Origin of the sequence: Frateuria edaphi (genome assembly GCF_021117405.1) — a bacterium.
In the GTDB taxonomy this organism is placed as follows: Bacteria; Pseudomonadota; Gammaproteobacteria; order Xanthomonadales; family Rhodanobacteraceae; genus Frateuria_A; species Frateuria_A edaphi.
Genome location: NZ_CP088251.1, coordinates 259175 through 273601, shown reverse-complemented (window position 1 = coordinate 273601; position 14427 = coordinate 259175). Strand labels below are relative to the sequence as shown.

Genomic DNA, 14427 nt, shown 5'->3' with positions numbered 1-14427 from the left:
GGACATCCGCCGCACATGCGTAGACTCGCCCATCTTGCCCTGCTCGCCCTGCCGCTCGCCGCCGCGCTTCCCGCCCAGGCGCAGCAGGACCCGCCGATCACCATCGACACCCACGTCGATATCCCCTTCACCTACATGCGCGAGCCACGCTTCGACGTCGGCAAGGCCACGCCGCTGCTGGTGGACCTTGGAAAGATGCAGCGCGGTGGGCTGGATGCCGCCTTCTTCGTGATCTGGGTGCCGCAGCACAAGCTCGATGCGGCCGGCTACGCCAGGGCGGTCGACCAGGCCGAGGAAAAGTACGAAGCGATCGGCCGGATGCTGATGATGTATCCGGACCGCATCCGCCTGGCCACCTCGCCCGAACAGGCGCTGGCCAACCGCAAGTCCGGCCTGCTCTCGGCGATGATCGGCATCGAGAACGCCTATTCGCTCGGCCACGACCTGCACCGGCTGGATGCCGCCTACGACCGCGGCGCGCGCTACGTCGGGCTGGTGCATGTGGGCAACAACGACCTGTGCACCAGCTCGCTGCCGGACAAGGACAACGGCGAGCCGGCGATGAACAGCAAGGGCGACCATGGCATGACCGACTTCGGCCGCCAGGTGGTCGCGCGCGCCAACGCGCTCGGCATGATGGTCGATGTCTCGCATGCCTCGGACGCCTGCGTGCGTGACGCGCTCGCCGTATCCAGGGCGCCACTCATCGCCTCCCATTCGGGCGCCCGCGCCGTGCTTGACCATCCGCGCAACCTGCCCGACGACCTGCTGCGCGCGATCGCTGCCAAGGGCGGCGTGATCCAGGCGGTGGCCTACAAGGAGTTCCTCAAGAACGACCCGGGCCGCGAAGCGGCGGAGAAGAAATTGCAGGCCGAGGTCGCGCACGCGGCCGGCGACAAGGAATACGACAGCGACAAGCACGATTACCTGCCGGCGATGGCCGCGGGCATGGCGAAGATCCAGCAGGAATTCCCGCTCCCCACGGTCGAGGATTACGCCAAGCAGATCCGCCACATTGCGGATGTGGCCGGCATCGATCACGTCGGCATCGCCTCGGATTTCGACGGCGGCGGCGGCATCACCGGCTGGAAGGACGCCAGCGAGACCCGCAACGTCGCCGCCGCGCTGCGCCGTGCCGGATTCAGCGACGCCGACATCGCCAAGGTCTGGGGCGGCAACCTGCTGCGCGTGTGGCACGAGGTGGAGCGCGATGCGCGGCACTGAGCGCCCTGGCGCACCGAAAAGCCTCGCTCTCGCCCTGCTCGTCACGGCCTGCCTGGCGGGCAGCGCGCAGGCCTCGCCCATCCAGCCTCCGGCTGGAAGGACTTTCGACCCGGTCGTCGATGCGGTCGTCGCCCGCTACCATCTGCCGGGCATTGCGGTGGGCGTGATCGAAAACGGCCAGGTCACCTACATCGCCACCCGCGGCGAAACCGTCGCCGGCTCCGGCGAAAGGATCACCCCGCGGACGCTCTTCAAGATCGCCTCCAACAGCAAGGCGATGACCACCGCGCTGCTCGGGCGGCTGGTCGACAAGGGCGAGCTCGCCTGGGACGACCCGGTCACGAAATACCTGCCCGACTTCCGCATGTCCGACCCGTGGGTCACGAAGCACATGCGCGTGGGCGACCTGCTCACCCACTCCAGCGGCCTGCCCGAAGGCGGCGGCGACCTGATGCTGTGGCCCGAGCCGAACGCCTTCACGCGCCAGGACATCATTCACGGGCTGCGCTACATCAAGCCCGGCTACAGCTTCCGCTCGCAGTACCAGTACGACAACCTGCTCTACGTGGTGGCCGGCGAAGTCGCCGCGGCCGCCGGCGGCGCGCCCTACGAGGAGCTGATGCACCGCGAGGTGTTCCAGCCGCTGGGATTGTCCCGCTGCCAGGTCGGCACGTGGAACCGCGAGCAGGTCGGCAACGTGGCCCAGCCGCACTACCGCAAGGACGGCCAGAACCTGCCCATGCGCCAGGACGGCGCGGTTATTCCCGCGATCACCTCCGACCCGGCAGGCGGCATCCGCTGCGATCTCACCGACATGCTGAGCTGGGCACGGAACTGGCTGACGCCCACGCCTGCGCAGTTGAAGTGGCTTTCTTCCACCCAGCGCGAGGTGCTGCAGTCGCCGCACATGCTGATCCCGGTGTCCAACCAGCGCCGCGCCTGGGACCACAGCCACGTGATGGCCTACGGCTACGGCTGGCGCATGGCCGACGTGGACGGAACCTGGGTGGTCTGGCACACCGGCACGCTGGGCGGCATGTATTCGATGCTGGCGCTGTTGCCCGATCGCCGGAGCGGCTTCGTATTCATGATCAATGGCGAGGCCGAGGACGCACGCACCGTGCTGGGCGAGGTGCTGACCAAGCACTTCACCGCGCCCGACGGCGGCCACGGCGTGGCGTGGTACGCCGACGCGCTCGACCACGACGCGGCACAGCGTCCCGCCGCCGCGCGTCCGCCCGACACCGACGCGGCCACTGCCGTGGCGCCGACCGGCTTCGCCTGGAGTGGCCGCTACCGCGACCCGTGGTTCGGCGAGATCACGCTGTGCCCGCGCGGGGATCGCGTCGAATGGGCCTCGCGCAAGTCGCCGCACATGCACGGCACGGTCAAGCACCTGGACGCGCGCTACCTGGTGCACTGGGACGACCCGGCCGTGGACCTGGATGCCTGGCTCGACCCCCATGCCGGCTCGCCGCCCACGCTCACCATGGCCAAGCTCGATCCCGAGGGCGACTTCAGCTCGGACTACGAGGATCTGCACTTCGAGCGCATCGGAGATTGCCCATGAGACGCCTCATCGCACTTGCAGGAGCGCACCCTCTGCGCGGCCGGGCAGAGCGGAATGGCCGGGTCGCGCACAGGGTGCGCTCCTGCTGTCGGATCGCACTGGCATGCGCATGGGTGCTGTCGATGCCGGCGCCCGCCAAGGACACCGTCACGCTCTCCCCCGCCCCGACCGCCGCCGCAGCCGACCTGGTCGACATCCGTACCCTCGTGCCCGACATCGCCCAGGACATCAAGTACGCCGGCCATGACAACTTCGTCGGCTCGCCGGTGGACGGCTATCTCGCGCCCAAGTGCCTGCTCAAGCGCCCCGTGGCCGAGGCGCTGGCACGCGTCGAGCATGCATTGCGCGCGACGCACCAGCGCCTGAAGCTGTGGGACTGCTACCGCCCCGCGCGGGCCGTGGCGCACTTCGTGCGCTGGGCGCACGACCTGTCCGACCAGCACACCAAGGCTGCGCACTATCCGCGGCTGGACAAGTCCGTGCTGCTGGGCGACTACATCGCGCCGGTGTCGGGACACAGTCGCGGCGGCACGGCCGACCTCACGATGGAGCAGTGTGACGACCACGGCAGCCGCTGCAAGGCACTGGACATGGGCACGCCGTTCGACTTCTTCGACGTGCGCGCGCACACCGATGCCCCGGACGTCACGCCCGCGCAGCACGCCAACCGGCTGCGCCTGCGCGCGGCGATGGAGCGCGAGGGCTTCAAGAACTACCCGCTGGAGTGGTGGCACTACACCTGGGCCCGCGAGCCTACACCGCACGTGATCTACGACGTGCCGGTGAGGTAGGTCTTCCCGCGGCACGCGGCTGAACCCCTCTGCCCTCGGGAGGGTGGTCAAGTTCAACGCACGGAGAAACGCATGCGCATCGCCCTGCTGTTCGCTTCGATCTTCTTTGCCGGCTCGGTCAACGCGACCGATGCCGTGCAGAACGCCGACCGCCTGATGCACGACTACCGGGGCGACGTCCCCGGCGCCGCCCTGCTCGTGCTCAAGGACGGCAACCCACTCCTGCGCAAGGGCTATGGCCTGGCCGATCTCGAACAGCATGCGCAGGTCACGCCGCACACCGATTTCCGCCTCGCTTCGGTGAGCAAGCAGTTCACCGCCGCGGCGATCCTGCTGCTGGCCGAGGACGGCAAGCTCAAGCTCGATGATTCGATCCGTCACTGGCTGCCCTCGCTGCCGGCGAGCACCGACAAGGTCACCTTGCGCCAGTTGCTCAGCCACACCGGCGGCCTGATCGACTACGAGGACCTCATGCCTCCCGATCAGACCGCCCAGCTCAACGACCAGGACGTGTTGCGGCTGCTTTCGGCCACGTCGCGCAGCTACTTCGCGCCGGGCACGGCCTATCGCTACAGCAATTCCGGTTACGTGCTGCTCGGACTGGTGGTGGAAAAGGCCTCCGGCAAGACCCTGCAGGACTTCCTCGCGCAGCGCATCTTCCAGCCGCTGCACATGGACCACACGCTGCTCTACGTGCACGACGACAAGGCCATACCCAACCGCGCCTACGGCTACAGCTGGACCAAGGGGCGCTGGCTGCGCACCGACCAGAGCCTCACCTCCGCCACCCGCGGGGACGGCGGCATCTACTCGAACATCGACGACCTCGCCAAATGGGACGCCGCGCTCTACGACGACCGCCTGCTCAGCGACGCCTCGCGCAAGGCCGCCTTCAGCCCGCACGCCAAGGTCACCGGCGAGCCCTACGAAGCGGACTACGGCTACGGCTGGCGCATCACCGGCGACACGTTGTGGCACTCGGGCGAGAGCATCGGCTTCCGCAATGTGATCGTGCGCTGGCCGAAGCAGCACCTCACCGTCATCCTGCTCAGCAACCGCAACGAGCCGGAGCCGTACCAGACGGCGCTGAAGATCGCGCAGCCGTTCCTGGCGCACTGACGCGCAGGCACGCCCGCGCGCAGAGCTACAGCAAGGCCAGCTGTTGCGGCTCGCCGCCGGACGGCACGCTCGCGAGCCGGTCGGCCAGGCCGCCGGCGCGGCGGACCGGCAATGCCAGCGCCGCGCGCAGCGTCGCCTCGCCCGCCCACAGCTCCACCACCTGCCGCGCACGCGACACGCCGGTGTAAAGCAGCTGGCGCGACAGGATGCGATGGGCGGGATCCGGCGGCAGCAGCACCGCCACGCGGGCGTATTCGGAGCCCTGCGACTTGTGGATGGTGATCGCGAACGCGCTCTCATGTGCCGGCAACGCACCGGGGCTGAAGCTGCGCACGCCGGCCAGGCCGTCGCTGCCTGCGCTTTCGAACCACACGCGCAGCCGCCCTTCGGCGTCGGCCAGGCACAGGCCCACGTCACCATTGAACAGCCGGCTGGCGTAGTCGTTGCGGGTGATCAGCACGGCACGCCCCGGATACCAAACGCGGTCGGCCGCCATGTTCCAGCGGCGCTTGAGGCGCTGCTCGATCAGCGCGCTGGCAGCGAGCGCGCCGAACTCCCCCTCGCGCAGCGCGCACAGCAATTGACGCGAGCCGAGCGCGCGCAGCGCCGCGAGCGCCGTGGTCACCTGCGCGGGATCGACCGCATCGCCGTTCGCCACCGGCAGCGCCGGATGGATCGGCAATGCCGCGAGCGCATCGGCCCACGCCTCGATCGCCTGCCGCAGGGACGATCCCCCGGCCAACGGCTGCCGTATCACCTGATCGCCGAAAGTGGCCTCCAGCGCCGCAGTGTCGCCGGCGCGCACGGCACGGTTGAGCGAGACCAGCGGCAGCTCCGCGCGGAAGCTGTGTTCCAGCCGCACCAGCGCGGGGGAGCGCTCGGCTTCCAGCACCGCGACCAGATCCATCAGCACTGAGCCGGCAGCGACTGACGTGAGCTGGTCGGCATCGCCGACCAGGATCAGCGTGGCGTCCGGGCGCACCGCGTCGAGCAGGGCGCGCAGGAGGCCGAGATCGACCATCGATGCCTCGTCGACCACCACTACGTCGGCCGCCAGCGGATGCTCGCGGTCGCGGCCGAAGCGGTGGCTGCGCGGGCTGTAGCCGAGCAGGCGGTGCAGGGTCAGCGCCTCGGTGTCCGGAATGCGCTCCAGCAGCGGCTGCCAGTCGCCCGGCAGCGGCGCGCGTGGATGATCGAGCAGTCCCTGCTTTCCCGCGCGCAGCGACTGCAGCAGGCGCTGCGCGGCCTTGCCGGTGGGCGCGGCGACGGCCATGCGCAACGGCTGCGCCGCCCGGCGCTGGAGCATCAGCAGCATGCGCAGCACGGTGGTGGTCTTGCCCGTACCCGGTCCGCCAGTCAACACGAACAGGCGCCGCCCGGCGACGCCGCGCACGGCCTCGCGCTGGCGCTGCACCGCGGCGCCACGCTCGCCGTGGAACAGCACGTCCAGCGCGTCGTCATCGGCCACGCCCGGCTGGCCGTCGCGCAGGCGCTGGTGGATCAGCGCGGCGACCGCCAGTTCGTCGGCATAGTTGCGCCGCAGGTACAGGCGACCGGCTCCGTCCAGCACGAAGGGAGTGACCCCGGCACCGTCGCCCACCAGCGCTTCGTCGCGCAGCGCCTCGACCTCGTCCCGCGCGGGCGGCTCCAGTCCATGACGACCGGCTTCCCCGCCCAGCAGCGGTAACGCGGTGTCGCCGGCGCCGTCGGCGAACGAGGCCCACGCCGCCAGCGCCGCCAGCCGTGGTGAGCCGCCGTGCGCGCGTACCCAGCGCCACAGCGTGCGGTCGAGCGGGCGCCAGGCCGCCTCGATGGGTTCATCGCCGCGGAGGCGGAAATCGAAGTGGGTCATGGCTGGTTCCGCCTCGCGCCTAGCTCCCTCTCCCCTCCGGGGAGAGGGCGCAGGTCCCGCCGGTTTGGGTGACTAGCGCACGTCATGCCGGCTCTCCCACGCGTGCCGCCAGCACGCCGTCGACGGCGTCCAGCAGCGCATCGTCGAAACGCTGCCGCCACACGCCCGCGCCCGGGGCCAGGCCGACCGCGCGCACGAACAGGTAGATCGCTTCGCCCAGGTGCGCCTCGCGCCGATACGTCGGCAGGCGCTGGCGCAGCAGGCGGTCCAGCGCCACCGTGTAGAGCAGTGCCTGGAAGCGGTAGTAATGCGCGTCCATCGCGGCCGGCAGGCGCTCGGGTGCATAAGCATCCAGCCGCTCGCCCAGCCAGTTGCTCTTGTAGTCGAGCACGTGGAAGCGCCCGGCATGCTCGAACACCAGGTCGATCTTGCCGGTCATCAGCCCGCGCAGGGCGCCGAACGGGGCGCGCGGTACCAGCGCCGGTTCGCCATGCCGCGCGCACGCCTCGCGCAGCGCGTCCAGCGAGACCGCGTCGAGCAGGTAGTGGAACGCCATCTCCGCACGCAGCGCCGAAACCGGCAGCGCCCCCAGCGACAGGCCGGGCAGAAGCGGTGCATCGAGCGTCGCCTGCACCCGCGCCGCCAACCGGCGCACTAGCACCTCGGCCGGTTCCTCGCCGCGTCTCACGCCGGCTTCGTGCAGGCACCGCGCGACCAGTGCGTGCTGCTGAATCACCGGCACGCCGACCTCGCGGTGCTCGAATACCGCGTGCATCGCGTTGCCGAATTCGGCGCCGCGCCAGGGTGCCAGCGCGAGCAATGCCGGTTCGCCGGGCGCAGGCGCCGGCAGCATGTCCGCGCCAGCTTCGTCGGTCAGGTCCGGCGCCTCCGTGGCGGCCGCCTCGTCGCTCGCCGACTGCTCTTCGAGGGCACCGACGGCTTCGACCCGGGCCAGCGTGGAGAAGCTGTGCAACTGCTGCATCGGGCGCGGCGGCGGCGGCGCGAGAGCCTGGCGCGCGTGCGTCGCCGCCGGAACGGCGGCGGGGATCGCCGGATAGGGCCAGGGCCAATCATCGGCCAGCCAGGCCATGTGCTGCGCCGCTGCGGCCACGTTCGCGGCGAGCAGGCGCTCGACGGTGGCGTCCAGCGCGGAGCGCGCCGGGTCGGCCGGCGGGCGCTTCACGCTGCCATTGGTCGGGCGCTCCGGGTTCAGCACGTACACGTGGCAGGCGAGCTCGGCGCGGGTCAGCGCCACGTAGAACACGCGGAAGCGTTCGTCCTGGTCCTCCGCCGCCACTTCGCCACAGGCATCGGCGTGGCCGGGGCCGCCGAGCACCAGCTCGCGCCCGCCGGTAGCGGGGTCGTAGCGCAGCGGCAATTTTTCTTCGCGGCCCTCCTGCGCCCACATCAGCGGTAGCAGCACCAGCGGGAACTCCAGGCCCTTGCTGGCGTGCAGCGTCATCAGGCGCACACGGCGTGCGTCGGATTCGATGCGCAGCTGCTGCTCCTCCGCCGCGTCGTCGCTTGCCGCGCCCTCGCCGCCGCGTTGCTGGGCCAGCCACGCGAGCAGCTGCTCGCGGCCGGGATGTTCGTCCTCGGCCTGCTGCAGGAGTTCGCCCAGGTGGCGAAGGTCGGTCAGCGCGCGCTCGCCCGCGGGCGTGGCCAGCAGGGCCGGTGCGGCGTGGTGGAGCAGCGACTGCACCACCGCCAGCACGCCTTCTTCGCGCCACTGCCGGTGCCAAAGCGCAAAGCGTTGTTCGTGGCGCGCCCAGTCGTCGGGCCGGTCGCGCAGCGCGGCCAGTTCCGCCAGCCCGACGCCGAGCAGGCGCGTGGCCAGCGCCGCGCGCAACGCGCCCTCGTCGCCCGGCTGGTCGACCGCGTAGAGCACGACCTGCAGCTCGCGCGCCAGCGCCGTGGCGAACACGCTGCTGCGTCCCGCACCGACGCACGGCACGTGCCGCTCGCGAAGGCGCTCTCGCAGGCTGGCAACGTGATCGTTGGTCGGCAGCAGCACCGCGATGTCGCCCGGCCGCAGCGGCTTGTCGTCGATCTGCCAGTCGTCCGCGAGCAGTTGCGCGACGTGGTTGGCGCAGGCATCCAGGGCGAAGGCGATGCGCGCGTCCTTGTTGACCGGCAGCTCGGCGCACAGGTGCAGCGCGAGCGGGTGCGCAACCACCTCGCCACGATGGCGCAGCACGCGTGCCGGGCGTCCCGCGCTGACCGGCTCGTAGGCAATGGCGTCCTCGGCGCGTTGCGAAAGCGCGGGCCCGGCCAGTGCATACAGCTCGTTGAAGCCTTCGACCAAGGCTCCGGAAGAGCGGAAGTTGCGGTCCAGGCGCAGCTCGGCGTCGACGTCCTGGCGGGCGGACAGGTAGGCATGGATGTCGCCGCCGCGGAAGCGGTAGATCGCCTGCTTCGGGTCGCCGATCATCACCAGCCGCCCGCGCGTGGCGCCTTCGTCGTCGCGGTAGATGCGGTCGAGGATCGCGTACTGCTGCTGGTCGGTGTCCTGGAATTCGTCCACCAGCGCCACCGGCCATTCGCGGAACAACCGGTCGGCGAGCACGCCGCCGCGGGTGGCCAGCGCATGGTGTACCTGGGCGATCAGCTCGTCGAAGGTGAGCTGGCCGCGCTCGCGCAGGTGTGCGTCGCGGCGCGCGAGCAGGTCTTCGCGATAGTGGGCAAGAGCGGCGCTGCGCGCGGGCAGGTCCGGATCGGCGAGCACGGCGGCGGCACGCCGGGCGAAGGCGAGCACCTCGCTTCCTTGCGCCGCCTCCACGAAGGCCGGCTTGAGTTGCGTGTCCAGCGGCTTGCCGAGTGCATCGGACAGATCCGGCAAGGGAGTCGAGTGGTCGCCAGCCTCGAGGTACTCGGCGAGCTTGCGCAGCGCGGTCAGCAGCGCGCTGTTGCTTCGCTTGAACGGCGTGCCGTCACCGATGAAGTCGCGGATCGCCTGCGCCTGCTCCGGCTGCATCAGTTCGGCGGTCTCGCCGCCGGCTTCGACTCGCACGCGCACGCCGGGCCGCATCACCGCGCGCAGCGTGCGGCGCAGCTTGTCCAAACCCTGCCGCCACCAGGCGAGGTCACCCGGCGCGAGTTCGCCGGCGGACTGGCCGAGCCGCCGCCACAGGTCGTCGATCAGTTCGTCGTCCAGCGCGCGGCCGGGCACCAGCTCGCCCAGCCGGAAGGCGCTGCCGCATTCGAACGGGAAGTCGGTGAGGATGCGCCGGCACAGCCCGTGCAGCGTGCCGACCGGCGCGAGATCGAGGTCGGCCTGCGCCAGCCGCAGGCGCAAGGCGTCGGCGGCGGCGCGCGACGGATCGTCGGCCCAGCGCGCCTGCAGCCACGCCGCGTCCGCGCCATCGGCCGGCGCGCCGGGCGACTGCGCCAGCCGCTCCGCGGCGCGCAGCTTCGCGCGCAGGCGTTCGCGCAACTCCTGGGCTGCCGCGTCGGTAAAGGTGGTCACCACGATCTGGCGCGGGCTCAGCGACTGCTCCAGCAGCAGCCGCAGGTACAGCACCGCGATGGTCCAGGTCTTGCCGGTGCCCGCGCTCGCCTCGATCAGGCAGCGGCCACCCTGCCGCGGCGCGTGCGCCAACGGCAGCTCGCGCCAGTCATGCACGCGCAGCGGCGCGCTCATGCGGGCACGCCCAGTTCGATCAGCCGCGACAGCCGCGCGGCGGTATCCAGCAGCGCCACGTATTCGGGCTGGCCGGGTTCGAAGCGCACGTCGCCGGCGAGCAGGCGCGCGTAGCCCGGCGCGTAGTCGCACTCGCCGTGGCTGCGGTCGTTGCCCAGCCAGGAGGTGAAGTTCGGCGGCTTGTCGCCACTCAGGCACTGCGCCACGGCCCAGCTGGTGCGCGGGAAGTAGCGCGCGGGCTGGCGCTGGGCCTCGCGCCACAGGTCGAGCAACACAGCCAGACGCGATTCCAGATCCGCGCGCAGCGTGCCCTGTTCGTCGGGCGAGGCACCGACCAGCGCCGCGTCCCACGCGTTGATGTGTTCCTGCCAGGGATGTTCGCCCTCGGCGAGCAGGCACAGGCGCACCGGCGTGTCGGCCGGCGTGACCAGGCGCAGCAGTGCCCATTCGATGAACAGCGGCAGGCGCTCGCGGAAACCCAGCTCGCCCTCCTTCCGGCCGACGAAGAGCTCGAACACCCAGCGCGTGCCCGCGTGCTGGTGGACGCGCCCGAGCTCGCCCTCGACGCGCGCGCCGCCGACGTCCAGCTCAAGCGCGACAGGCAGGTGGGGCGGCAGGCCGTCGGCAAACAGCGGATGCTGGCGGGCCACTTCCAGCAGCGCCTGCGCGCGCTCGCGTTCGGTGGTCCACGCGGCGATCCCGCTGCGACCCGGCGGCAGCAAGCCGGTCAGGCGCAGCCATTCGGGCGGTTCGGCCGGCAGCACCAGCCCGGCCTCCAGCGCATCGAGCAGCAGGCGCCGGCCGACCCGGTCCAGTGCCTCGAACTTTGGTTCCAGCGGCTCGCTCTCGCGCAGGCGGTCCTCGTCCAGCGCATCCAGGCGGACGTCCAGACGCCCGCGCAGCAGTTGCCGGGCCGGATCGCGGTACCAGGCCAGCAGCTCGCGCAGCGGGACCGGTGCTTCCAGCGGCAGCACGTCGAGCGTGTCAGTGCCGACCAGGAAGCCGGCGCGTCGGTCGCCCGGCACCATCGCGGCGAACGCGGACTGGTAGGAAAACAGCCGCGGATCGCTGCCGTCGAAATAGCGCGCGTCGAACGGCTGCAGCGGATGGCGCACGCGCCAGGGACGGCGCACCGGCGCGGCAGGGTCCTCGGCGCGCGCCTTGTCGTCGGCGTCGGTAGGCACGTCGGCCAGCCCCGCCTGCGCGTCGAGCAGGGCGAGCAGTTCGGCCAGCGGCGCGGCCGGATTGCGCGGCTTGCCGTCGCGCACGCCCTCGCCCAGGTAGGACAGGTGCAGCGCATCGCGCGCGGCCATCACCGTTTCCAGGAACAGGTAGCGGTCGTCGCTGCGCACGTCGCGATCGCCCAGCCGCGGATGGCGCAGCATGAGGTCCAGGCCGGCGTCGCTGGCGCTGCGCGGGAACTCGCCGTCGTTCAGGCCGACCACGGCGATCACGCGGAACGGGATCGCACGCTGGGGCACCATGCCGCAGAAGGTGATGCCGCCGAGCAGGAAGCGTTGGCGCTCGGGCGTGGCCGCGAGCCGTTCGCGCAGCACCTCGCGCATCACGGTGAAGTCCAGCTCCGGGTCCAGGCCGCTGTCTTCGGTTTCCGCGACGGTCGCGCGGATCATGCGGCGCAGCAGGCCCATCGCCTCATGGCCGGCATGGTCGCCCGCGTCGACCCGGAACAGCCCGTCGAGCAGCGACTCCAGCCGCGTGGCCCACGCCGAGGCGCTGCGAGGCTGGGCGGCATCGCGATGCAGTGCGGCCAATTCCTGCAGCAGGCGGTCAAGCGCGCCGAGCGCAGCCGCTTGCGGACCGTGCGCGCCGGCGACCGGCGACAGCTCGCCATCGGGCAAGGCCGCGATCGCGTCCTCGCCCATCACGTAGCCGGCCAGCAGGCGGTCCATGCCCCAGGCGAAGGTGTATTCCTCGATGCCGGGCACGCCGAAGGCCTCGCGCCAGTCGCCGTCCAGGCCCCAGGCCACGCGCGCCTCGCCCAGCCACTGGCCGAGCAGGTCCACCGCGCTTTCGTCCAGGCCGAGCGCGGCGGCGATCGGCGGCGTCTGCAGGAAGTCCAGCACCTGCGGCGCGGTGAGGCGCGACTGCGGCGTGTCGAGCAGGCGATCGAACGCGGCGAGAAGCGGATGCACGCGCGCCACCGCGACGTCGGCCAGGTGGTAGGGCAGCGGCCCGTGCGCGCGGCCGGGTTCGCCGAACACCGCCGGCAGCAGCGGCACGTACGCGCCGATGTCGGGCGCCATCACCACGATGTCGGCCGGCTGCAACGTGGGGTCGCGGGCCAGGGCGTCGAGCAGCACGTCGCGCAGCACTTCCAGTTCGCGCAGGCGGGTGTGGCACAGGTGCACGCGCAGCGAGCGGTCGTGCATCGCATCGCCATGCCCCGGCTGCAGCAGCGCGGGGTCCAGGCGGCGGATGCTTTCCTGCAGGCGGTGCAGCAGCGAGAGCCGGGCTGGCGCGTGCGCGTCCTCGTCCTGCCAGTGGCGCACGTCCAGGCGGATCTCGGCCTGGCCCGAGAGGGCCAGCATGAAGTGCTGGCCCAGGCGTCCCCAGTCGGCGAGCAGCGGGTGGCCCATGCGCTCGAGGAACCAGCCCTCCTCGCGTTCGCCCTCGTCCAGGCGGCGGGCGAGCTCGCGCAGCTGCGCGCGTTCGCCGCGCAGGCCGGCCCAATACTCGCGGCAGGGATCGGGCACGTAGAGCACCACCAGCCGGTGCCGTGCCACCGCGGCGAGCACGGCCAGTTCCGCCGGCGCGAGGTGGCTGATGCCGAACACGTGCAGCGGTTCGCGCGGCAGGCTGGCGGGCGCGTCGCGCTGCAGCTTCTGCAGCAGTTCGCCCAGCACTTCGGCGCGGTGCGGCTTGTCGATCGCCCGGCGCAACGCGCGCCACAGTGGCGCGAGGAAGCTGCGCTCGGGCACGTCGTCGCGGCCGGCCTGCCAGGCACGCAGCCAGTCCGGCCGGTAGACCAGGTATTGCGAGTAGAGCCGGGCGAGGCGGTCGGCGAGCTGGTAGCGGCGGCGCGCCGGATCGCCGCCGGCGAGGTAGCCGCGCAGCTGCGCATCGTCGATCGCGTCCAGCATGGCGTGGATGCGCCAGCGCAGCCGCTCGCGGCGATACGGCGCGAGGGCCACGGCCGATTCGCCCAGCAGCATGCGCGCCAGGTCGTCCAGCCACGCGCTGGGCAGGCGGATGTCGAGGTTGGCCACGATCCCACCCGGCCCGCGGGCGCGGGCCAGCGCCGCGGAGAGCCACTGGCGCATGCCAGGATGCGCCGCGATCACCGTCTGCGGCGCCAGCACGTTGGCCGGCGGCACCGCGTCGAGCAACTGCACCAGCGGATCGAGCAGCGCTTCCAGGCGGCTGGCACGGATCACGGCCAGGCCACGGGTGAGGTCGTCGAGGGGAAGTGCTGCCATGCGCCGATGATAGCCGCCCAAGGTCGCATGCCCTGCGACCCGCGACGGCCTGAATGCTCAGTCGGCGTCCTGTCTCGCCGCGGGCGGCGGGAAGGCGAGCACCTGTTCGGTATAGGTCTCCACCAGCGCACTGAACGGGCGGCCTTGCGCATCCTCCAGCAGGGCGCGGTGTTGCAGGAGGTGGTGCGGCAGGGCAAGCGGCTGTTCGGTGGCCGCCGGAAGGCCGTGCATCTCCCAGCCCTGCGGCAGCGGCGACCACAGCAGTTGCGCGGAAAGCGTGTGGCGGCGGAAGTGCAACGGCGCGACCACCTTGCCAAACGGTGTGTCGCCGTGTTCGAGCGCATGGTTCATCGCGGCGGTGAGGCGACCTGGCAGGTACCAGTTGTCCGCCTCGGACAGCACGCGGCCGCCGCAGGCGAGCTGCACGCGACGGTAGCGCACCGGCGTGCCCGCACCGATACCGAGTGCGCGCCGCAGGTCCTCGGGCAGCGGCCTGTCCGCCTTGCGGTCGCGCCGGGCAATCACCGTCGGCGCGGCCGCCAACCGGTGCGCGCCGCACCAGCGTTCCAGCGTGAGGGTGGCGCTCGGATGGCTGAGCAGGTCCGCGTTGAGCGTCTGCAACAACGCCAACGCCTCGGTTCGCGCGAGTGGCGTGTCCGGCCAGTCGCCTGCCAGGGTGGCGGCCGGCATCAGCATGCCGAGCAACAGGACGGCCAGGCATCGCGTGCCCGACAGCCTGGGAACCCTGTGCCGTGGCTTGTCGCGCTGCATGTGTCTTCCCGTGAACGGCCGGA

At 71.6% G+C, this 14427-nt stretch carries 8 protein-coding genes; 4 read left to right on the top strand and 4 right to left on the bottom strand.

The annotated features are described in order from the left end of the window. Positions 1-15: 15 nt before the first annotated feature. The 4 genes from LQ772_RS01225 to LQ772_RS01210 all read left to right on the top strand — a co-directional run bounded on the left by LQ772_RS01225 (position 16) and on the right by LQ772_RS01210 (position 4704). Positions 16-1224 (top strand): dipeptidase, encoded by a 1209-nt coding sequence (locus tag LQ772_RS01225; RefSeq protein ID WP_231323256.1) that lies wholly within the window; start codon positions 16-18, stop codon positions 1222-1224. After that, on the top strand, positions 1211-2794 hold the full coding sequence (locus LQ772_RS01220; protein ID WP_231323254.1) for a serine hydrolase domain-containing protein: 1584 nt from the start codon (positions 1211-1213) through the stop codon (positions 2792-2794). The genes LQ772_RS01225 and LQ772_RS01220 overlap by 14 nt, the downstream gene beginning before the upstream one ends. A 122-nt stretch (positions 2795-2916) precedes the next feature. Further along, a complete protein-coding gene (locus tag LQ772_RS01215) occupies positions 2917-3585 on the top strand; it encodes a M15 family metallopeptidase (RefSeq protein WP_231323252.1) in 669 nt (222 codons plus the stop codon). Positions 3586-3657: 72 nt separating this feature from the next. Continuing rightward, on the top strand, positions 3658-4704 hold the full coding sequence (locus LQ772_RS01210; protein ID WP_231323250.1) for a serine hydrolase domain-containing protein: 1047 nt from the start codon (positions 3658-3660) through the stop codon (positions 4702-4704). 25 nt (positions 4705-4729) lie between these two features. On the opposite strand, the gene recD is transcribed toward LQ772_RS01210, so the two are convergent. The 4 genes from recD to LQ772_RS01190 form a co-directional block, all read right to left on the bottom strand. Then, a complete protein-coding gene (gene recD, locus LQ772_RS01205; protein WP_231323248.1) occupies positions 4730-6556 on the bottom strand; it encodes an exodeoxyribonuclease V subunit alpha in 1827 nt (608 codons plus the stop codon). Positions 6557-6638: 82 nt separating this feature from the next. Then, a complete protein-coding gene (locus tag LQ772_RS01200; protein WP_231323246.1) occupies positions 6639-10196 on the bottom strand; it encodes a UvrD-helicase domain-containing protein in 3558 nt (1185 codons plus the stop codon). Next, positions 10193-13633 (bottom strand): exodeoxyribonuclease V subunit gamma, encoded by a 3441-nt coding sequence (gene recC, locus LQ772_RS01195; RefSeq protein ID WP_231323245.1) that lies wholly within the window; start codon positions 13631-13633, stop codon positions 10193-10195. Before recC ends, LQ772_RS01200 begins: the two co-directional genes overlap by 4 nt. A gap of 57 nt (positions 13634-13690) precedes the next feature. Then, positions 13691-14404: a hypothetical protein gene (locus LQ772_RS01190; RefSeq protein WP_231323243.1), complete on the bottom strand. Its 714-nt coding sequence runs from the start codon at positions 14402-14404 to the stop codon at positions 13691-13693. Between the last annotated feature and the right edge of the window lie 23 nt (positions 14405-14427).

Coding starts and splice junctions, on each gene's coding strand:
- LQ772_RS01200 (WP_231323246.1), bottom strand. CDS start 10,196: ATGAGCGCGCCGCTGCGCGTGCATGACTGGCGCGAGCTGCCGTTGGCG.
- LQ772_RS01210 (WP_231323250.1), top strand. CDS start 3,658: ATGCGCATCGCCCTGCTGTTCGCTTCGATCTTCTTTGCCGGCTCGGTC.
- LQ772_RS01225 (WP_231323256.1), top strand. CDS start 16: ATGCGTAGACTCGCCCATCTTGCCCTGCTCGCCCTGCCGCTCGCCGCC.
- LQ772_RS01190 (WP_231323243.1), bottom strand. CDS start 14,404: ATGCAGCGCGACAAGCCACGGCACAGGGTTCCCAGGCTGTCGGGCACG.
- recD (WP_231323248.1), bottom strand. CDS start 6,556: ATGACCCACTTCGATTTCCGCCTCCGCGGCGATGAACCCATCGAGGCG.
- LQ772_RS01215 (WP_231323252.1), top strand. CDS start 2,917: ATGCCGGCGCCCGCCAAGGACACCGTCACGCTCTCCCCCGCCCCGACC.
- recC (WP_231323245.1), bottom strand. CDS start 13,633: ATGGCAGCACTTCCCCTCGACGACCTCACCCGTGGCCTGGCCGTGATC.
- LQ772_RS01220 (WP_231323254.1), top strand. CDS start 1,211: ATGCGCGGCACTGAGCGCCCTGGCGCACCGAAAAGCCTCGCTCTCGCC.